Genomic DNA, 19,354 nt, shown 5'->3' with positions numbered 1-19,354 from the left:
CCGCCGCCCCCGCGCGAAGCGGGGCCGACGGGCCTTTGCGTGAAGCTTTCGGCGACGCCCGGGAGACCCGGGGGCCGGGATCAGCCCGCGGCCGGAGCCGGGCTGCTGGACGAACTGGACGAGCTCGACGAGTTCGAAGAGCCGGTGGAACCCGCGGAACCCCCGGAGCCGGACGAGCCCGAGGTCGACGGCGTCGAGGAGCCGGCGGACGAACCCGAGCTCACCGAGCTGCTGGAGGACGACCGGCTGTCGGTCCGGTAGAAGCCCGAGCCCTTGAACACGACGCCCACGGCCGAGAAGACCTTGCGGAGCCGTCCCTGGCAGTCGGGGCACGTGGTCAGCGCCTCGTCGGTGAACTTCTGCACCGCCTCCAGGCCGTTGCCGCACTCGGTGCACTGGTACTGGTACGTGGGCACTTGTCTTCCTCCTGGCACTCTCGCCTGATGAGTGCTAACGATGGTCAATGATGCGGTATTCCGTTGGATCAGTCCAGCGAATCCGGTGTGAGATGAGCCGGTACCGCGTCGCGGACCACCGCGTCGCCACCCGCCGACCACCGCGTCGCCGACCGTCGGCAGCGCGGCCGCCGTGTGCACTCAGCCCTTGGCCGCGCCGACGAGCTGCGCCGGGTTGCCGCGCTCGGCCGAGGAGGCCACCACGCGTCCCGCCCCGCCCGGGGCCACCAGCAGGTGCCGCAGCGACACCAGGGCGATCAGCCCGAGGCCGGCGCCGACGGCGGGCACCAGGAAGCCGACCGACGGGCCGTGGCCGTCGAGCAGCTTGCCCGCCGCCATCGACCCGAGCGCCAGTCCCAGCCCGATCGCACCGGTCAGCCAGGTGAAGGCCTCCGTCTTGGCGCCGTCCGCGACCAGCGTCTCGACCAGGGTGTAGCCGCTGATCAGGGTGGGGGCGATGGCCAGGCCGCAGACCAGCCCGGCGACGGTCAGCGCGACCAGGTTGGGCATCGCCCACAGCGCCGAGCAGCCGAGCACCAGCATCGTGTAGCTGATGACCATCCGCTGCTGGACCGGCCGCCGCCAGGCGATCACGCCGTACAGCACGCCGGCCAGCATCGAGCCGCCCGCGAAGATCCCGTACACCGTGCCGCCGGAGTCGTGCTGCCCCACCGAGTCCGCGAAGGCGTTGACCGACACCTGCATGCCGCCGAACACCGCGCCGACCCCGAGGAAGGCTCCGACCAGCAGCCGGACGCCGGGCGAGGCCAGCGCCGAGACGCGCTTCACACCGGGCTCCGGGACGATCCGGGCCGGGGCGCTGCGGCGCTGGGCCGCGAAGGCGAGGCCGCCGACCAGGGTCAGCGAGGCCTCGACCACCAGCGCGACCGCCGGGCTGGCGAACGCGGCGATGTTGGCGGCCAGGATCGGACCGATCACGAAGGTGAACTCGTCCGTCACGGACTCGAAGGCGAAGGCGGTGCTCACCTTGGCCGCGGCGTTGGGCGAGGCGCCCTCGCGGGTGAAGGTGGAGACCCAGCGGGCCCGGACCATCGCGCCGACCTGCGGCACGCTCGCCCCGGCGGGGACGGCGGCCAGGTAGACGCTCCAGTCCGGCGCGTGGCCGAGCGCCAGCGTGATCAGCAGGGCGACCGAGGCGGCGTGCACCAGCACCGTCGGGACCAGCACGGAGGCCTGGCCGTACCGGTCGGCCAGCCGCCCGGTCTGCGGCCCGATCAGGGCCTGGGCGACGGCCGCGACGGCGACGGCGGTACCGGCAGTGCCGTACGAGCCGGTGGTCTGGGTGACGAGCAGCAGGATGCCCATGCTGAGCATCGCGTAGGGGAGCCGCGCGACGAGGGCGGGGGACAGGAACGTCCAGGCGCCCGGGGTGCGCAGCAGCTCGCCGTACCCGACTCGGGCGGGCGCCTCGGCGGCGGTGTCGACAGTGCTGGTCGCGGAGTCCCGGGTGGTGTCCGGAGCACTGCCCGGGACGGAGTCCGGAGTGGTGTCCGGAGCGGAGTCCGAGGCGATCTCGACCGTTCGGCGGGCCGTCACGGTCGGTCCTTCCTGCTGCCTGGTAGCGCGGCAGGGCATGGGGTGGCCCCGACGGCGCCGAGAGTCGTCCTCTCGCGCGTCGACCGGGGTAGATACCGGGCCGGCCGGGCCTGGTGGGCCGGGGCGGACCGCGGCCGCCGAGCGGTCGCGCCAACTCTGCGTCAGGCAGATGCTGGGGGTGGTCTAGCGGTGGTTATACGGCGTAATCGAACCAGCATACAGTTACGCGCGTAGATCCCGCCAGACCACCCAGACCACCCGGGGCCCGCCCCGCCCCGCCGGTCACCGCCCGTTCAGCCACCCGGCCAGCTTGCCGCCCTTGTCCACGGCCCGCAGCCGCCGCTCGGCCGCCTCGCCGACCTCGTCCGTGGTGACCACCAGCAGCTCGTCCCCGCCGCGCAGCATGGTCGCCTTGTCCGGCACGAAGGAGTTGCCCTCCCGGACGACCAGGGTGACGGCGGCCCCCTTCGGCAGCCGCAGCTCGCTGATCTCCACGCCGGACATCCGGGAGGTCGGCGAGAGCGCGACCGACAGCAGGTGCCCGTGCAGCTTCTCCAGCGGCGCCGACTCGATGTCGAGGTCCTGGCCCATGGAGCCCTCGCCGATCCGCAGCCGCTTGGCCATCCAGGGCAGGGTCGGGCCCTGGAGCAGGGTGAAGACGACGACCAGGATGAAGACGATGTTGAACACGTCCTCGGCCTTGTGCGCGCCGGACACCACCGGGATGGTGGCCAGCACGATGGGCACCGCCCCGCGCAGTCCGGCCCAGCTCAGCAGTGCCTGCTCGCGTCCGGGCACCTTGAACGGGGTCAGGGTGAGGATCACGGACAGCGGCCGGGCCACGAAGACCAGCACCGCGCCGACCACCAGCGCGGGGACCACCGCGTCGCCCATGCTCTCGGGCGCGGCGAGCAGCCCGAGCAGCACGAACATGCCGATCTGCCCTATCCAGGCCAGTCCGTCGGCGAAGCCGCGCACCGCGGGCCCGTGCGGCAGCTTGGAGTTCCCGAGGATCACCGCGCTGATGTAGACGGCGAGGAAGCCGGAGCCGTGCAGCAGCGCGCCGCCGGCGTAGGCGAGCACGGTGAGCGCCACCACGGCGATCGGGTACAGGCCGGAGGAGGGCAGGGCGACGTGCTTGACCGCGTAGGCGCCGAGCTTGCCGACCGCCAGACCGACGGCCGCGCCGATGGCCAGTTCGGCGGCGATCGTGCCGAGCAGCACGTACCAGGAGTCCAGTTCGCCGGTCGAGGCGAAGGCGACCACCAGGATGACCACGGGCGCGTCGTTGAAGCCGGATTCGGCCTCCAGCAGGCCGGTCAGCCGGTGCGGCAGCGGGACCATCCGCAGGACCGAGAAGACGGCCGCGGCGTCGGTGGAGGAGACGATCGCGCCGAGCAGCAGCGAGGTCCGCCAGTCCAGGCCGACCAGCCAGTGCGCGCCGGCCGCGGTGACGAAGACGCTGATGGCGACGCCGACGGTGGCCAGTACGGTGGCCGCCGGCATGGCCGGTCTGACCTCCCGCCAGCTGGTCTTGAGGCCGCCCTCGGCCAGGATCACCACGAGTGCCGCGTAGCCGAGCACCTGGGTCAGTTCCGCGTTGTTGAAGGTGACGCCGATCCCGTTCTGGCCCAGGGCCACGCCGATCCCGAGGTAGATCAGCAGGCTGGGCAGCCCTGATCGGGTTGAGAACCGCACGGCGACCACCGCGAAGAGCAGGATCACGGAGGCTTCGAGCAGGAGCTGGTTCAGGTGGTCGACGTTCACGCAGTGGCACCTCGGGCAGGCATGGGCGGGCGGGGTGTCAGGTGGTGCTGGGGGTGTTCCGTTGGTACAGGGAGGACTCCGTCGGGCGTCGGCCCGCTAAGAAGTCGTCAATGCTCCTGTTGCGGATCGTTACTCAGTCTAACATTTTGCCATACCTTTAGCTTGGCCCCAGCTCGGTCCCCCGTTCACGGCGGTACGCCGACTCGGCCTAATGTGGTGCCCTGTCCCGGCCCCAGGCCCCGGACACGCCCGCCCGCCCCGAAGTCAGGACCGCAAGGACCCAGATGCCCCGCTCGAAGAAGTTCCGGCGCGCCCGTCTGTTCGTGATCGTGCTGGTCGTGCTGCTGGTGGCCGGCGTCGGCTACGGCGGCTACCGCGGGGTCACCGCGGTCCGTGCGTCCTTCCCGGAGGTCGACGGCACGGTCAAGGTGGCGGGCATGAGCGCGCCGGTCGACGTCAAGCGCGACGCCAACGGCATCCCGCAGCTGTACGCGGACACCAACGAGGACCTGTTCCGCGCCCAGGGCTACGTCCAGGCCCAGGACCGGTTCTGGGAGATGGACGTCCGCCGGCACATCACGGCGGGCCGGCTCTCCGAGATGTTCGGCGACAGCCAGGTCGACACCGACTCCTTCATCCGCACCATGGGCTGGCGCCAGGTGGCGCAGAAGGAGTACGACACCAAGCTCTCGCCGGAGACCAAGAAGAACCTCCAGGCCTACGCGGACGGCGTGAACGCCTGGCTCGCCGAGCACCCCGGCGGGGAGAAGGCCTCGCTGGAGTACGCCCTGCTCGGCGCCGTCAACAGCGGCTACCAGCCCGAGCAGTGGACCCCGGTCGACTCGGTGGCCTGGCTCAAGGCGATGGCCTGGAACCTCTCCGGGAACCTCCAGGAGGAGATCGACCGCTCGCTGCTCGCCCAGGACTTCGGCCCGGACAAGATCGCCGAGCTGTACCCGGACTACCCGTACGCCCGCAACGGCACGATCGTGAAGACCGGCACCGTCAGCGGCGACACCTACCGCCCGGCCGACGGCTCGCCGCAGTCCGGCCCGACCCCCGGCGCCGGCGGCACCACCCAGGGCGCGGCCACCACCAAGGCCCTGATGCAGGGCCTCACCGACCGGATCGACGCGATGCCGCAGCTGCTCGGCCGCCCCGGCCAGGGCATCGGTTCCAACTCCTGGGTGGTGGCGGGCTCGCACACCACCACCGGCAAGCCGCTGCTGGCCAACGACCCGCACCTCGGCCCCGGCCTGCCCTCCGTCTGGTACCAGATGGGCCTGCACTGCCGGACCACCTCCCCGGCCTGCCAGTACGACGTCTCCGGCTTCACCTTCGCGGGGATGCCCGGCGTGATAATCGGCCACAACAAGGACGTCGCCTGGGGCTTCACCAACCTGGGCGCCGACGTGACCGACCTCTACCTGGAGAAGGTCACCGGCCCGGACACCTACCAGGTGGACGGCAAGGACGTGAAGTTCGACCTCCGCAAGGAGACCATCAAGGTCGCCGGCGGCGAGGACCGCACCATCACCGTCCGCACCACCCAGACCGGTGCCCCGCTGATCTCCGACGTGAGCACCGAGCAGCAGAACGTCGGCAAGTACGCCCCCAACGGCAGCTCCGCCCCCGACCGCGGCACCGGCGGCTACGGCGTCGCCCTGCAGTGGACGGCGCTCAGCCCGGGCCGGACCATGGACGCCGTCTTCGAGCTCGACCGGGCCCGCAACTGGGACGACTTCCGGTCCGCCGCCAAGGACTTCGCCGTCCCCGCGCAGAACCTGATCTACGCCGACGCCAAGAACATCGGCTACCAGGCCCCGGGCGTCATCCCGGTGCGCGGCAAGGGCGACGGCTCGATGCCGGCGCCCGGCTGGGACTCCTCGTACCAGTGGAAGGCGGACCCGGTCCCCTTCACCGCGCTGCCGTACAGCCTCAACCCGACGGCCGGCTACATCGTCACCGCCAACCAGGCCGTGGTGGACCCGAGTTACAAGTACAGCCTGACCAAGGACTGGGAGTACGGCACCCGGGCCAAGGAGATCACCGACCAGATCGAGGGCCTGCTCAAGAACAACGGCAAGATCTCGCCGGACGACATGCAGACCCTCCAGCTGGACAACACCAGCATCATGGCGAAGACGCTGGTCCCGCTCCTGCTCAAGCAGCAGATCGACGACCCGTACGTGCGCCAGGCCCAGGACCTGCTGAAGGACTGGAACTTCCACCAGGACGCCGACTCGGCCGCCGCCGCCTACTACAACGGCGTCTGGCGCAACCTGCTCATCCTCGCCTTCGGCCAGAAGTTCCCGGCCGACATCCGGGCCAAGGACAACTGCCTGCTGGTGCGCCAGCAGGACGACCCGACCAAGCCGGACAGCTCCAGCCGGATCGTCACCCAGTGCGGCACCCGCGACCCGAGCAAGGCCCAGCCGGACGGCGGTGACCGCTGGACCGAGGTGGTGCGCCAGCAGCTGGACAAGCCCGACAGCTCGTGGTGGACGTACATCGACTCCCAGCACAAGGAGCAGAAGGGCCTGGACAACCTGCTCAAGGAGGCGATGAAGAACGCCCGGCAGGACCTGACCTCGCTGCTCGGCAAGGACATCTCCACCTGGAGCTGGGGCCGGCTGCACAAGCTGGAACTGCGCGAGCAGACCATGGGCACCGACGACTCGTCGATCGCCTCCGGCGTCGTCCACAAGCTACTCAACCGCGGCCCGTACCGGCTCTCCGGCGGCTCGGCGGCGGTCGACGCGGCGGGCTGGAACGCGGCGGCCGGCTACCAGGTGGACTGGATCCCGTCGATGCGGATGGTGGTCGACCTGAACGACCTGGACTCCTCGCGCTGGATCAACGTGGGCGGGGCCTCCGGGCACGCCTTCCACGCCAACTACAACGACCAGACCGACCTCTGGCTCAAGGGCAAGCTGTTGACCTGGGCGTTCACCCCGGACGCGGTGGAGAAGGCGACCAAGCACAAGCTGGTGCTCACCGGCTGACCACCGCAGGACGCGCACGCGGCGGCCCCGCTCCCCACCGGGAGCGGGGCCGCCGCCGTCCGGTCCCGCGGAGCCGTGGGCGCCCGCGGAGCCGTCGGCGCCCGAGGAGCCGTAGGGCCGGGCCCGGGCCCCGGGCTCAGCCCAGTGCGAGCACCCCGGCGGGCGTGACCACGACGTCCACCGGCCGGTCGTGCGACTCGGCCGGCACCCGGTCCAGCACCTCGTGCCCGTACAGCAGCACGGCCAGCACCGGCCGCGCCCCCGCCCGCGCCAGCCGCTCCAGCACCCGGTCGTAGCTGCCGCCGCCCCGGCCCAGCCGCAGCCCGGCCCGGTCCACCGCCAGACCCGGCAGCAGCACCACCGAGGCCCCGGTGACGGCCTCCGGCCCCAGCCGCGGCCCGACCGGTTCCAGCAGCCCGCGCCCGGCCGGCGCGAGCGCGTCGGGCCCGGTGTACTCGGCCCAGTCCAGGTCGTTGTCGGGCAGCAGCACCGGCAGCAGCACCCGCACCCCGTCCTCCCGCAGCGCGTCCAGCAGCGGCCTGGTCCCCGGCTCCGCCCCCACCGAGACGTAGGCGGCCACCGTGCTGCCGGCCGCGGCCAGTTCCCAGGCGTGGCCGGCCAGCGCGTCCGCCGCCGCCGCGCGCCCCTCGGCGGTGAGTGCGCGGCGCTCCGTCAACAGCCGTGTCCTCAGCTCGCTCTTCTCGTTGTGCACCGGATCCTCCGCGTCCGAAAACCGTTCGGACAGCCGCTCCGGGCGGCGTCCGAAAACCGTGACGCGCAGAGCCTGCCACGCGAAAGGGCGCCCCGAATTGTCCACCCCGTTGCTCGTCCAGGCCCTGGCCGCGCTGAGCCCCCCCGCGCTGGCCGGTGCCACCGTGCTCGGACTGCGGGCACGCCGGGAGCGGGCCGGGGCCGCCGTCGACCGGGAACGGCTGACCGGGCGGATCACCGAACTGGAGGGGCGCTGCGCCGAACTGGAGCGGACCGCCTCCTGCGACCCGCTCACCGGCGTCTGGAACTACCGGCACCTCCAGCTCACCCTGGACCGGGAGATCGAACGGGCCCGCCGCGCCGAGCACACCGACCACGCCGACGGCCCCCGCCCGCTGGCCGTGCTGCTGCTGGCGATCGCCGGGTTCGAGGCGGTCACCGTCGAACACGGCCGCGCCCGCGGCAACGCCGTCCTGCGCGACCTCGCCCAGCGGCTCGCGATGGAGATCCGCCGCGCCGACACCCTGGGCCGCTACGGCGGCGAGGACTTCCTGGTGGTACTGCCGGACACCGGCGCCGAGGGGGCCGCCCAGGTCGCCGAACGGTTGGTCTGGTCGGTCCGCCGGCACCTGCTGCTCGACTGGTCCTCCGGCACCCGGGCCCCCCGCCCGCCCCGGGGCAACGGCCTGACGGCCGCGGTCGGCATCGCGGTCCTGCCCGAGGACGGCACCCACGCGGCCGTCCTGCTGCGCTCCGCCGACGCCGCGCTGGCCGCGGCGCGGGCGGCCGGCGGCGACTGCTGGCGGATCGCCCCGCGCGCCGGGCAGCCCGGGACCGGGCCCCGTGAACGGCCCGGTTCCGCTCCGGAGCGGACGGCGACTGCCGAGGGTGATCGTTCGGAAAAGCCGGGTAGTCTGTCGGCCTGTACCGGAGGGGACCCCGTTGCCCAGCCGGTCGCTTCCCATACGCCCGCCATCGTGGCCGTGCCGCGCGACGTGCTGTCCTAGCCGTCCGACCGTGCGCGGCCGGGCGAAAACGTGCCTGAGTAAGGTAAACGCATGACGACGACCACCTCCCGTATTCCGGTGACCAAGGCCGTGGTGCCCGCGGCCGGACTGGGCACCCGCTTCCTCCCGGCGACCAAGGCAACCCCGAAGGAGATGCTGCCCGTCGTCGACAAGCCGGCCATCCAGTACGTCGTCGAGGAGGCCTCCGCCGCGGGCCTGTCCGACATACTGATGGTCACCGGCCGCAACAAGCGCGCGCTGGAGGACCACTTCGACCGCGCCTACGAGCTGGAGGAGCTGCTCGTCCGCAAGGGCGACGAGGACCGCCTGCGCCGCGTCCGCGAGTCCGTCGAGCTGGCCAACATGCACTACGTCCGCCAGGGCGACCCGAAGGGCCTCGGCCACGCCGTCTCCGTCGCGGAGCAGCACGTCGCCGGCCAGCCCTTCGCCGTCCTGCTCGGCGACGACCTGATCGACCCGCGCGACCCGCTGCTCGCCCGCATGATCGAGGTGCAGCAGGAGCTCGGCGGCTCGGTCGTCGCGCTGATGGAGGTCGACCCCGCGCAGATCCACCTCTACGGCTGCGCCGCCGTCAAGGCGAACGGCTTCGGCGAGGACGTCTTCCAGGTGACCGACCTGGTCGAGAAGCCCGAGCCGGGCGAGGCCCCCTCGAACTACGCCGTGATCGGCCGTTACGTCCTCGACCCGCTGGTCTTCGACGTGCTGCGGGAGACCCCGCCCGGCCGCGGCGGCGAGATCCAGCTCACCGACGCCCTGCGCGAGCTGACCACCCGCGACGCCGAGTCCGGCGGCCAGGTGCACGGCGTGCTCTTCAAGGGCCGCCGCTACGACACCGGCGACCGCGCCGACTACCTGCGCGCTATCGTCCGACTGGCCGCCGAGCGCGAGGACCTGGGCCCGGAGTTCCGCTCCTGGCTGCGGGAGTTCGTCGGCAGCGAGCTGCAGGACTGACACACGACACAGAGAGCGAGCCGCCGATGACCGGGTCCACGGAGCACAGCACCACCCCCGCAGCCTGCTGCGACGGGTCCGCGGACCGGGCACCGGCGGCTCCGCTGTTCTGGACGGTGGACGAGCACCGCGCCGACGTGCTGGCCGCGGTCGGCCCGCTGCCCGCGATCGAGCTCCAACTGCTCGACGCCCAGGGCTGCCGGCTGGAGGAGGACGTGGTCGCCGACGGCGACCTGCCGCCCTTCGACAACAGCTCGATGGACGGCTACGCCGTCCGCACCGCGGACACCGAGGGCGCCACCGACACCTACCCGTCGGTGCTCACCGTGGTCGGCGACATCGCCGCCGGGGCGGAGGAGCTGCCGAAGGTCGGTCCCGGCCGGGCCGCCCGGATCATGACCGGCGCTCCGCTGCCGCCCGGCGCCCAGGCCGTCGCCCCGGTCGAGTGGACCGACGGCGGCAGCGGCACCGGGACGGCCGCCGTCGCGATGACCGAGCCGGTGGCCGACGAGGAGGTCCGGGTGCTGCGCCCGGTCGCCGAGGGCGCGCACATCCGCCGCCGCGGCAGCGACGTCGCGGCCGGCACCACGGTGCTGGAGGCCGGCACCCGGCTCGGCCCCACCCAGCTCGGCCTGCTCGCCGCGATCGGCCGGGCCACCGTGAAGGTCCGTCCGCGTCCCCGGGTGGTGGTGCTCTCCACCGGCAGCGAGCTGGTCCAGCCGGGCGAGCCGGTCGGGCCCGGGCAGATCTCCGACTCCAACAGCTTCACCCTCACCGCGGCCGCCCAGGAGGCCGGCGCCATCGCCTACCGGGTGGGCGCCGTCCCGGACGACGCCGACCGGCTGCGCGGCGTCCTGGAGGAGCAGCTCGGCCGGGCCGACCTGATCGTCACCAGCGGCGGGGTCAGCGTCGGCGCGTACGACGTGGTCAAGGAGGTCTTCGAGTCCTACGGGGGCGTGGACTTCCGCCGGCTGCGGATGCAGCCCGGCAAGCCCCAGGGCTTCGGCCGGATCGGCGGCCCGGCCGGGGTGCCGCTGCTCGCCCTGCCGGGCAACCCGGTGAGCGCCTACATCTCCTTCGAGCTGTTCGTCCGCCCGGTGATCCGCACCATGCTGGGGGCGGCCGACGTGCACCGCCCGGTGGTGCGGGCGCTCTGCCCGGACGCGCTGCGCTCCCCGGCCGGGCGCCGGCAGTTCCTGCGCGGCCGCTACTCGGCCGCGGACGGCACGGTGCGCCCGGTCGGCGGCGCCGACTCGCACCTGGTCGGGGCGCTGGCACGGGCGAACTGCCTGATCACCGTGCCCGAGGAGGTCACCGCGCTGCCGGCCGGCAGCGCGGTCGACGTGGTGCTGCTGGAGGCCTGAGGGCCCGGCGCACCGCCCTTCGGCGCCCGGCGCACCGCGGAGCGGTACGGTAGCGCGGTATTCGACCTGCGCGCCCCTGGAGTTACCCGTGACGACACCGAACCCCGGCGACCGCCTCACCCACGTCGACGAGCACGGCGCGGCCCGGATGGTCGACGTCTCCGCGAAGGCCACCACCACGCGCACCGCCGTCGCGGCCGGCCGGGTCCGGGTCTCCGCGAAGGTGGTGGAACTGCTGCGCGGCGAGGGCGTGCCCAAGGGCGACGCCCTCGCGGTGGCCCGGATCGCCGGGATCATGGGCGCCAAGCGCACCCCGGACCTGATCCCGCTCTGCCACCCGATCGCGGTCTCCGGCGTGGAGGTCGACCTCGCCGTCGCGGACGACGCGGTCGAGATCACCGCCACCGTGCGGACCGCGGACCGCACCGGGGTCGAGATGGAGGCGCTGACCGCCGTGACGGTCGCCGCGCTGACCGTGATCGACATGGTCAAGGCGGTCGACAAGGGCGCCGCCGTCGAGTCCGTCCGGGTGCTGAGCAAGACCGGCGGCAAGAGCGGCGACTGGTTCGCCCCGGAGGTGTCCGCGTGACGGCGCGGAGCATGCGGGCGCTGGCCGTCACCGTCTCCAACCGGGCCTCGGCCGGGGTGTACGAGGACAAGGGCGGCCCGCTGCTGGTGGCCGGGCTGGCCGCGATGGGCTTCACCGTGGACGGCCCCCGGGTGGTCCCGGACGGCGAGCCGGTCGAGGCGGTGCTGCGCGAGGCGGTCGCGGCCGGCTACGACGTGGTGCTGACCACCGGGGGCACCGGCATCTCGCCGATGGACCTCACGCCCGAGATGACCGCCCGGGTGATCGACCGGCAGGTCCCCGGCATCGCCGAGGCTGTCCGCGCGTACGGCCGGGAGAAGGTGGCGACCGCGGCGCTCTCCCGCGGGCTCGCCGGGCTCGCCGGACGTACCCTGATCGTCAACCTGCCGGGCTCGACCGGCGGCGTCAAGGACGGCCTGGCCGTCCTGGAGCCGCTGCTCGCCCACGCCGTCGACCAGCTCGGCGGCGGGGACCACCCCCGGCCCGACGCCCCAGCTTCCGGGAGAGCGCACTGAACGCCGGCTGGCCGGTAGAACTCCACGAGGGGGAGGTCGTGCTGCGCCCGATCCGGGCCCGCGACCAGCGCGAGTGGCAGGAGGTGAGCCGCCGCAACCGGGACTGGCTGCGCCGCTGGGAGGCGACCGTGCCGCCCGGCCCGGCGGGTCAGGCGGCCGGTCCCCGTCCGACCTACCGGCAGATGGTCCGCTTCCTGCGCGGCGAGGCGTCGGCCGGCCGGATGCTGCCCTTCGTGGTGCTCCACAAGGGCCAGCTGGTCGGCCAGTTGACCGTCGGCGGGATCACCTGGGGTTCGATGTGCTCGGCCAACATCGGCTACTGGATCGACGAGGCGGTGGCCGGCCGGGGCATCATGCCGACGTCCGTGGCGCTCGCGGTGAACCACTGCTTCCACACCCTGGGGCTGCACCGGATCGAGGTCTGCATCCGCCCGGAGAACGGCCCGAGCCGCCGGGTGGTGGAGAAGCTCGGCTTCCGCTCGGAGGGGATCCGCCCGCGGTACCTCCACATCGACGGGGACTGGCGGGACCACCTGGTCTACGCCCTGACCGCCGAGGAGATCCCGGAGGGGATGCTGGAACGCTGGCGGGCCCTCAGTTCGGGCCGCGAACCGCTTAATTGAATATATGTTCGAAAGAAATATCGATATGGCATCGGCTCGGTGGCGGACCGTCACAAATACCGGCAAAATAGTCGGAGAATCAGCTTGATCACACGACACGCCGCGCCAAATTGCTGCCGGGCCTTCCCCGGCGCCCGTACGGTGTGAATCGTGAGCAGTAGCGGCCTTATCTACGCCGTCATCGTAGGGGCCTGGGCCGCCTATCTGGTGCCCATGTGGCTCCGCAGGCAGGACGAACTCAACGAGGCGCGCCCGACGGAACGCTTCAGCACCGCCATCCGCCTGCTGGCCGGGCGTTCGGGGCTGGAGCGGCGGGCGGCCCGGGCCCTGGGCGACGAACCGCGTGACGACGAGCAGAGCAGTGACGGTCCTCCCGAGCGGGACGGGGCCGCCTCCGGCGATCCCGCGGCCCCGGAGCCCGAACCCCCGGCGGAGCGCCCGGTCGAACGGCCGGCCGCCGCGCGGCAGGGCGGCGGCGAGCGCCGGGCCCGACTGCTGGCCCGCCGGCGCCGGATGGTCACCGCCCTCTTCCTGGCCTTCGCCCTCGGTGCGGTGGTCGCCGCGGTGGCCGGACTCGCCTTCCTCTGGGTCCCGGCCGTCCCGGCGCTCCTCCTCACCCTCTACATCGGCCACCTGCGCAAGCTGGAGCGCCAGCGGTACGAGGTGAAGCTCGACCGCACCCGGGCCGCCCAGGCCGCCGAGCGGCTGCGCCAGCGCGAGCGGCAGCGGGCCGAGGCCCCGGTGGACGACCGGCCGACCGTCGAGGCCCCCGTCCCGGTGGAGCCGGCCCCCGCGCCCGCCGAGCACCGGCCCGGCCGCCGGCCGCACCTGCGGCTGGCCGCCGACCCCGAGCAGGCCACCGTCGCGGCGCCCTCGGCCTCCGTGGTGGCCGAGGCGACCGAGCACGAGGAGTGGGTCGACGGCATGCGCGAGCGCGGTGCGGCCGGTCCGGACTCCTGGGAGCCGGTGCCCGTGCCGCTGCCGACCTACGTCACCGCGCCGGTCGCCCCCCGGGTGTCCCGCGGCCTCGACCTGTCGGCCCCCGGCACCTGGACCGCCGGGCGCCCCACCGAGTCCCGCAGCACCCCGCTGTTCGACCAGTACGCCGAGGCCCCGGCCCCGGAGCCCCGCCCCCGCGCCGCCAACGAATGACCACCGTGACCGCCCCCGACCAGGGGGGTGGTCACGGACCCCCTCCGGAAGGTGCTAGAGTTTCTTCTCGTTGGGGCTGTGGCGCAGTCCGGTAGCGCACCTCGTTCGCATCGAGGGGGTCAGGGGTTCGAATCCCCTCAGCTCCACCCAACGGACCGGTTCCGACCGGTCGAGCGAAATCCCGGCGGGAGTCAACTCCCGCCGGGATTTCGCGTTTTGCGGCCGCGGTGGATCGGTCGGCCGTTCCGTGACGGCGGTCACACCGGCCTCCACCAGGCGGAATCTGACGGATTTTGGGACTCGGGGGAGTCTCAGAGGGGTCGGTTATGGTGGTTGGGCCCAGACGGCGACGAGGGAACGATCTGGCCTATCTCAACGGGGTGCCATCGCGGTGCGCGAGTTCGGTCTGACACGGTGGACGCGACGAGCGGACCCGGAGGGGCCCGGTGGCGGCCCGGCAAGCGGAAGACCGAATTCCTGGACCGTCGCGGCGGCCTGCGTCGCGGTGCTCTCGGTGGCGGCGTTCGTCGTCCAGCGGCACCTGCACGGGGCGACCATGGTCGACATGCTCGTCTACCGGGCCGAGGGCCAGGCCGTCGTCAACGGCGACGACCTGTACGCGATGCGGCTGCCCGGCTGGGACCTGCCGGCCACCTACCCGCCGTTCGCCGCGATGCTGTTCGTGCCGAGCACCTGGTTCGACGTGAGCACCCTGCGCGTCCTGGTGATGCTCGGCAACTACGCGCTGCTCGGCCTGGCCGTGTTCCTGTCGCTCAAGCTGGCGGGCTGGCCCGCCCGGCGGCACCGGACGGCCGTCGCGATCCTCGGCACCGGTCTCGCGGTCTGGCTGGAGCCGGTCTACACCACCTTCCAGTACGGCCAGGTCAACCTCGCCATCCTCTGCCTGGTGCTGTGGGACCTCACCCGGCCGGACCGCAGCCGTACCAAGGGCGTGGGCATCGGGCTGGCCACCGCGATCAAGATCACCCCGGGGCTGTTCGCCGTCTACCTGTTCCTGACCGGCCGGGTCCGGGCCGCCCTGGTCTCGATGGCCACCTTCCTGGCGGCCGGACTGATCGGCTGGATCGTGCTGCCGGACGGCTCCTACGGGTTCTGGACCGACTACCTGTGGGACCCGAGCCGGGTCGGCGTCACCGTGCTGGTGGACAACCAGTCGCTGCGCGGGGCCGTCTGCCGGCTGCTCGACGTCAACGACCCCGGCACGGTGGGGCTGATCGCCTCCGCGCTGGTCGCCGGCCTCGGGCTCGGCGTGGCCGTGCTCGCCGGGCGCTCCACCCGGGTGCTGCGCCGGGCCGACGCCTGGGGCGGCGTCTGCGCCGCCCTCACCGCGCTGCTGGTCTCGCCGATCAGCTGGACCCACCACTGGGTCTGGTGCATCCCGCTGATCGCCCTGCTGGCCGCGGAGGCCAGGAACACCCGCCGCCGGGTGCTGCTCGGGGTGACGCTCGCGGTGTTCCTCTCGCACGTGATGTGGCTGGTGCCGCACCGCTGGGGCCGCGGCGTGGTCTGGTACTGGCAGCTGCCCGGGGCGATCTACCCGCCGATGGCCATCGCCGTCCTGGTGGTCGTCGGCGTGCGGCTGTACCGGGCCCGGAGGCAGGCGGTCGACGCCTCGGCCGGCGCCTGGGCCCTGCTCGGCGCCAGGCTGGACGACACCCCCGACCGCGACCCCGCCCTGACCAACCGGACCTGACGGACAGAGACGGACCAGAGCCGACGTGACCACCCAGACCGCAAGCCCGCCGACGCCCCGCGCCGCCGTACCCGCCGCCCGCCGGGCCGCGGCCGTCCTGCGCTCGCCCGCCCGGCGCACCGTGCTGCTCAGCGTGCTCTGCTTCGCGGTGATGTGCGCGATCGGCATGCAGGGCTGGGCGTCCGTCTCGCTCGGCGGCTTCGACCTCGGCATCTTCGACCAGGGCATCCGCGGCTACTCCCACTTCGGGCTGCCGGTCTCCACGCTGAAGTACTACCACCACGAGTTCCCGCCCGGGTTCTCGCTGCTCGGCGACCACTTCTCCCCGGTGCTGGCGCTGCTCGCGCCGCTGTACTGGATCTGGGACGACCCGCGCTCGCTGATCATCGGCCAGGCGCTGCTGTTCGCGCTCGGGGTGCCGCTGATCCGCCGGATCGCCGCGCACGCCTTCGCCGCCGCCGAGCCGCGCACCGCCCGCCGGGCCGCCGACCTGGCCGGACTGACCTACGCGCTCGGCTGGCCGCTGCTGGTCGCCTCCCGGGTCGGCTTCCACGAGGTGGCCTTCGCCGTCCCGCTGATCCTGCTGCTGCTGGAGCGCGGGCAGGCCCGCCGCTACGGCACCGTGGTGCTGGCCGCCGTGCTGCTGTGCTGCACCAAGGAGGACCTGGGCCTGCTGGTCGGCGCGTACGGCCTGGTGCTGCTGCTGCGCACCCGGGGCACCGGGGACCGGGCCGGACGGTTCACCGGGATCGGGCTGCTGCTGGGCGGGCCGATCGCCTCGGCGGTGGCGATCAAGTGGCTGATCCCGGCGATGGGCGGCGAGCCGGGCTACTACTGGAACTACGACGCGCTCGGCGCCGACGGCGGCCAGGCGGTCGACCACCTGCTGCACAACCCGTTCCTGCTGGTGCAGACCGCCTTCGACCAGCCGCTGAAGCCGCTGCTGCTGCTCTGGCTGTTCGGCACGGTGTTCCTGCTGCCGCTGCGCTCGGCCACCGTGCTGTGCCTGCTGCCGCTGCTGGCCGAGCGGATCCTGTCCAGCAACCCCAACCACTGGTCGATCGCCCGGCACTACGACTCGATGCTCTGGCCCGTCCTGCTCACCGCGAGCCTGGAGGTGCTGGGGCGGCTGAGCAGCACCGGGCGGCCCGAGCGGACCCGTCGGCGGGCCCGGCTGCTGGGCCTGGGCACGGTCGGGGTGGCGCTGGTGGCGGCGGTGCCGATCGGGCTGCTGCAGCTGGCGGTGCCGTCCTCCTGGGAGCCCCGGGCGAGCGAGGCCGCGCTGGTCCGGGCGGCCGCGCTGATCCCGGACGGCGCCTCGGTGGAGGCGGACAACCAGATCGCGCCGCGGCTGACCGCCCGGACCGACGTGGTGCTGGTGGACGGCACGCCGCGCGGGCGCGAGTACGTGCTGACCCGCTCCGACAAGCGGTCCTTCCCGTTCAAGACGGACAAGGAGCAGGCCGACCGGATCCAGCTGCTGCTGGCGCACGGCTACCGGCAGCTCTGGGCCGAGGACGGGGTGGTGCTGCTGCACCGGGAGGGCGACCAGCCGGTGCCCGGCGAGCACGTGCCCGGGCCGGGCAGCAAGCCGGTCCAGGACGAGGTGCCGACCGACGTGGGGCACAACCTGTTCAAGGGCTGACCCCGGGGCCCGGAGCTTTCGGGCCCGGGGCCGGCCGGCGGGTCTCCGGCCGGCCCCGGGGCGCGGGTTACGGGCGCTCGGCGTAGGAGTGGTGCTGCTGCGAGCCCTGGGGCGGGACGGCGCCGTAGCGGCCGGGGCGGTGGCCGCGCGGGTGCCGGGTCAGGTGGAAGCCGAGGACCCCTGCCAGGGCGGCCAGGAAGCCGCCGCCGACGGTCCAGTACCAGCGGCTGTTCCAGCCGGAGAACCAGCCGGTGTACCAGTGCTGCTTCTCCGCGACCGGGGCCGCCGCCTTGGCGGTGCTCGCGCCGCCGCCGACCGGCGGGACCAGCGGGGCCTTCAGCTCGCCGCCCTCGGGCTGGGCGTTGTCGGCGTTGCCCTTGGCGGCGACGTGCAGCTGGGCGGTGGCGGCCAGGCCGAGGTCGGGCTGCGGGGCGTCGGTGACCGACAGCCGGACGTAGTACGTGCCGGGCAGCGGGTCGCCGGACCACGGCTCGGCCCAGGTGCGGACCTCGCGCAGGGTGCAGTTCAGCGCCAGGCTGGTGACGCTCTGGTCGCCGGTGGCGTTCTGGGTGCCGGCGGTGCAGGCCTGGCGCCGGCGCAGGCCGTCGAAGACCTCGACCGTCCAGGTCTGCGGGCCGTGCCGGTCGGTGGCCGGGGCCAGGTTGACGGTCAGGTTGACCGTCGGGGTCTGGCCCTCGGAGGCGCCGAACGCCCAGTACAGGTAGTCGCCGGTGGAGACGGCGACGTTGGCGTCCTGGCCCGGGGAGAGGTTGACCGCGGTCAGGAAGGAGGTGCCGGCCTTGGTGGCCGGGGCCGGGCTGCCGCTCGCGGTCGCGCTCGGGGACGGCGAGGCGGCGGAGGCGGCCGGGGCGCCCAGCGCGAGGGCGGGCAGCAGGGCGAGGGCGGCGAGGGCGCCGCGGATCGTCGTACGCATGGTCAGTTCTCCCGCCAGACGGCGATCCGCCAGCGTGCGATCCAGCCGGAGACCAGGCCGAAGGCCAGGCCGGCCAGGGTGAGGGTGAGCAGCAGGATCCAGCCGCGGCCGAGGCCCATCGCGGCGCCCTCGGGGGCGGACGAGGCGGAGGCGAGGTCGACGGTCAGCTCCAGCGGCATGCCGGGGTCGGTGTGGACGCCGGCCTGCGGGGCCAGCGCGTTGCTGACGACCAGGCAGACGGTGGTGTCCGGCTTGTCCTTGGCCGAGGTGCTCGGGCTCGCGGTGACGTAGCCCTTGGAGTCGTCGGTGGACCAGCGCAGGCCGGTGGAGACGACGTCGGTGCGGGTGCTGCCCGCGTCGGTGCCGCGGACCAGCTCCTGTCCGGTGGCGCTGGTGGCCTGGAGCAGGACGCCGTAGTCCCGGGCCACCGCGCGGTCGAGTCCGACGCTGACCGAGGCGCGCAGCTCCTGGCCGGCCTTGACCGGGACCTTGTAGACGCGGTGCTCGGAGAACTTCTCCCGGTCGCTGTAGACGCCGGGGGCGAGCACCGGGGCGTTCTCGCACTTGTCGGTGCCGGCGGTCTTGACCGGGTTGACGGTGTAGGTGTCGTCGTTGCGGTCGATCAGCTGCTTCACCTTGTCGGTGAGCTGCTGGCCGGTGCGGACGTCGGTGTAGGTGCCGCCGGTGGCGTTGGCGATGCAGAGCAGCTGCTGGCGGGTCTTGTCGTCGTGGGCCAGGCCGAGGGTGTCGACCACCAGGTGGATGCCCTGGGCGGCGAGTTCGCGGGCCACGTCGCACGGGTCCGGCGGGGCGCAGTCGTCCTCGCCGTCGGTGATCAGGACGATCCGGCGGGTGGCGTCGCCCTTGCCGAGGTCCTGGGCGGCGCCGCGCAGGGCGAGGCCGATCGGGGTCCAGCCGGTGGGGCGCAGGGTGGCGACCGCGGTCTTGGCCTCGACCTTGTTGGTCTTGCCGACCGGGAAGAGCTGCTTGGTGTCCTGGCAGCCGACGGTCTTGTCGTTGCCGGGGTAGCTGGCGCCGAGGGTGCGGATGCCGAACTCGGCCTCCGGGGGCAGGGCGTCGATCACCTCGTTCAGCGAGTTCTGGGCCACCGAGATGCGGCTCTTGCCCTGGATGTCGGCGGTGTTCATGGAGCCGCTGACGTCCAGGATCAGGTCGACCCGGGGGGCCTCCCGGGGTGCTGGGGTGGCGCCGGCTGAGGGTTCGTCGGCGTGGGCGGGCAGGCCCAGGAGCAGTGAGGCGCCCGTTATCGCCAGGGCGGCCAGCAGGCTGCCGAGCCTGGTCTTCGGTCGTCGTCCGGTATTCACCCGGCGATCCTAGGGATCA

At 73.3% G+C, this 19,354-nt stretch carries 16 protein-coding genes and 1 tRNA gene; 11 read left to right on the top strand and 6 right to left on the bottom strand.

The window, feature by feature from the left end:
- Nucleotides 1–80: 80 nt before the first annotated feature.
- The 3 genes from AB0O91_RS23755 to AB0O91_RS23745 form a co-directional block, all read right to left on the bottom strand.
- Nucleotides 81–416: an FmdB family zinc ribbon protein gene (locus AB0O91_RS23755; protein ID WP_363436322.1), complete on the bottom strand. Its 336-nt coding sequence runs from the start codon at nt 414–416 to the stop codon at nt 81–83.
- A gap of 180 nt (nt 417–596) precedes the next feature.
- Nucleotides 597–1,856, bottom strand: coding sequence for an MFS transporter (locus AB0O91_RS23750; protein WP_363436473.1), 1,260 nt, complete (start codon nt 1,854–1,856; stop codon nt 597–599).
- Nucleotides 1,857–2,294: 438 nt separating this feature from the next.
- Complete coding sequence (locus tag AB0O91_RS23745) at nt 2,295–3,779, bottom strand: potassium/proton antiporter (protein ID WP_363436319.1); 1,485 nt, start codon at nt 3,777–3,779, stop codon at nt 2,295–2,297.
- Between the two features lie 284 nt (nt 3,780–4,063).
- On the opposite strand from AB0O91_RS23745, the gene AB0O91_RS23740 reads away from it, so the two are divergent.
- A complete protein-coding gene (locus AB0O91_RS23740) occupies nt 4,064–6,784 on the top strand; it encodes a penicillin acylase family protein (protein WP_363436316.1) in 2,721 nt (906 codons plus the stop codon).
- A 136-nt stretch (nt 6,785–6,920) separates the two neighbouring features.
- On the opposite strand, the gene AB0O91_RS23735 is transcribed toward AB0O91_RS23740, so the two are convergent.
- Nucleotides 6,921–7,496, bottom strand: a complete 576-nt coding sequence (locus AB0O91_RS23735; protein ID WP_363436314.1) for a 5-formyltetrahydrofolate cyclo-ligase — start codon at nt 7,494–7,496, stop codon at nt 6,921–6,923.
- Nucleotides 7,497–7,593: 97 nt separating this feature from the next.
- Between AB0O91_RS23735 and AB0O91_RS23730 the strand changes: the two genes are divergently transcribed.
- From AB0O91_RS23730 to AB0O91_RS23685, 10 genes are all read left to right on the top strand, one after another.
- Nucleotides 7,594–8,502 carry a GGDEF domain-containing protein gene (locus AB0O91_RS23730; RefSeq protein ID WP_363436311.1) on the top strand — a complete coding sequence of 303 codons (909 nt, stop codon included), beginning with the start codon at nt 7,594–7,596 and terminating at the stop codon, nt 8,500–8,502.
- A 51-nt stretch (nt 8,503–8,553) separates the two neighbouring features.
- A complete protein-coding gene (galU, locus tag AB0O91_RS23725; protein ID WP_363436308.1) occupies nt 8,554–9,474 on the top strand; it encodes a UTP--glucose-1-phosphate uridylyltransferase GalU in 921 nt (306 codons plus the stop codon).
- A 26-nt stretch (nt 9,475–9,500) separates the two neighbouring features.
- Nucleotides 9,501–10,838 (top strand): gephyrin-like molybdotransferase Glp, encoded by a 1,338-nt coding sequence (gene glp, locus AB0O91_RS23720; protein ID WP_363436305.1) that lies wholly within the window; start codon nt 9,501–9,503, stop codon nt 10,836–10,838.
- 148 nt (nt 10,839–10,986) lie between these two features.
- Nucleotides 10,987–11,427 (top strand): cyclic pyranopterin monophosphate synthase MoaC, encoded by a 441-nt coding sequence (gene moaC, locus AB0O91_RS23715; protein WP_363436470.1) that lies wholly within the window; start codon nt 10,987–10,989, stop codon nt 11,425–11,427.
- An 11-nt stretch (nt 11,428–11,438) separates the two neighbouring features.
- Nucleotides 11,439–11,942, top strand: a complete 504-nt coding sequence (locus AB0O91_RS23710) for a MogA/MoaB family molybdenum cofactor biosynthesis protein (RefSeq protein ID WP_363436468.1) — start codon at nt 11,439–11,441, stop codon at nt 11,940–11,942.
- A complete protein-coding gene (locus tag AB0O91_RS23705; RefSeq protein WP_363436465.1) occupies nt 11,939–12,565 on the top strand; it encodes a GNAT family protein in 627 nt (208 codons plus the stop codon). The genes AB0O91_RS23710 and AB0O91_RS23705 overlap by 4 nt, the downstream gene beginning before the upstream one ends.
- A gap of 150 nt (nt 12,566–12,715) precedes the next feature.
- Nucleotides 12,716–13,717, top strand: a complete 1,002-nt coding sequence (locus AB0O91_RS23700; RefSeq protein WP_363436302.1) for a hypothetical protein — start codon at nt 12,716–12,718, stop codon at nt 13,715–13,717.
- Nucleotides 13,718–13,789: 72 nt separating this feature from the next.
- Nucleotides 13,790–13,863 (top strand) — tRNA-Ala (locus AB0O91_RS23695).
- Nucleotides 13,864–14,231: 368 nt separating this feature from the next.
- Nucleotides 14,232–15,431 (top strand): glycosyltransferase 87 family protein, encoded by a 1,200-nt coding sequence (locus AB0O91_RS23690; RefSeq protein WP_363436300.1) that lies wholly within the window; start codon nt 14,232–14,234, stop codon nt 15,429–15,431.
- 25 nt (nt 15,432–15,456) lie between these two features.
- Nucleotides 15,457–17,076: a DUF2079 domain-containing protein gene (locus tag AB0O91_RS23685; protein WP_363436297.1), complete on the top strand. Its 1,620-nt coding sequence runs from the start codon at nt 15,457–15,459 to the stop codon at nt 17,074–17,076.
- Nucleotides 17,077–17,143: 67 nt separating this feature from the next.
- Here the strand turns inward: AB0O91_RS23685 and AB0O91_RS23680 are convergent, their stop codons facing one another.
- Together AB0O91_RS23680 and AB0O91_RS23675 are read right to left on the bottom strand one after the other, a co-directional pair.
- Complete coding sequence (locus AB0O91_RS23680; RefSeq protein WP_363436294.1) at nt 17,144–18,010, bottom strand: peptidase; 867 nt, start codon at nt 18,008–18,010, stop codon at nt 17,144–17,146.
- Nucleotides 18,011–18,012: 2 nt separating this feature from the next.
- Entirely contained in the window at nt 18,013–19,335 is a 1,323-nt protein-coding gene (locus tag AB0O91_RS23675; protein WP_363436291.1) for a VWA domain-containing protein, read from the bottom strand.
- Nucleotides 19,336–19,354 lie beyond the last annotated feature (19 nt).

It is taken from the genome of Kitasatospora sp. NPDC089797 (genome assembly GCF_040684795.1).
GTDB lineage: Bacteria > Actinomycetota > Actinomycetes > Streptomycetales > Streptomycetaceae > Kitasatospora.
This window is presented reverse-complemented; position numbering and strand designations above follow the sequence as displayed.

Coding starts and splice junctions, on each gene's coding strand:
- AB0O91_RS23740 (WP_363436316.1), top strand. CDS start 4,064: ATGCCCCGCTCGAAGAAGTTCCGGCGCGCCCGTCTGTTCGTGATCGTG.
- galU (WP_363436308.1), top strand. CDS start 8,554: ATGACGACGACCACCTCCCGTATTCCGGTGACCAAGGCCGTGGTGCCC.
- glp (WP_363436305.1), top strand. CDS start 9,501: ATGACCGGGTCCACGGAGCACAGCACCACCCCCGCAGCCTGCTGCGAC.
- moaC (WP_363436470.1), top strand. CDS start 10,987: ATGGTCGACGTCTCCGCGAAGGCCACCACCACGCGCACCGCCGTCGCG.
- AB0O91_RS23710 (WP_363436468.1), top strand. CDS start 11,439: ATGCGGGCGCTGGCCGTCACCGTCTCCAACCGGGCCTCGGCCGGGGTG.
- AB0O91_RS23680 (WP_363436294.1), bottom strand. CDS start 18,010: ATGCGTACGACGATCCGCGGCGCCCTCGCCGCCCTCGCCCTGCTGCCC.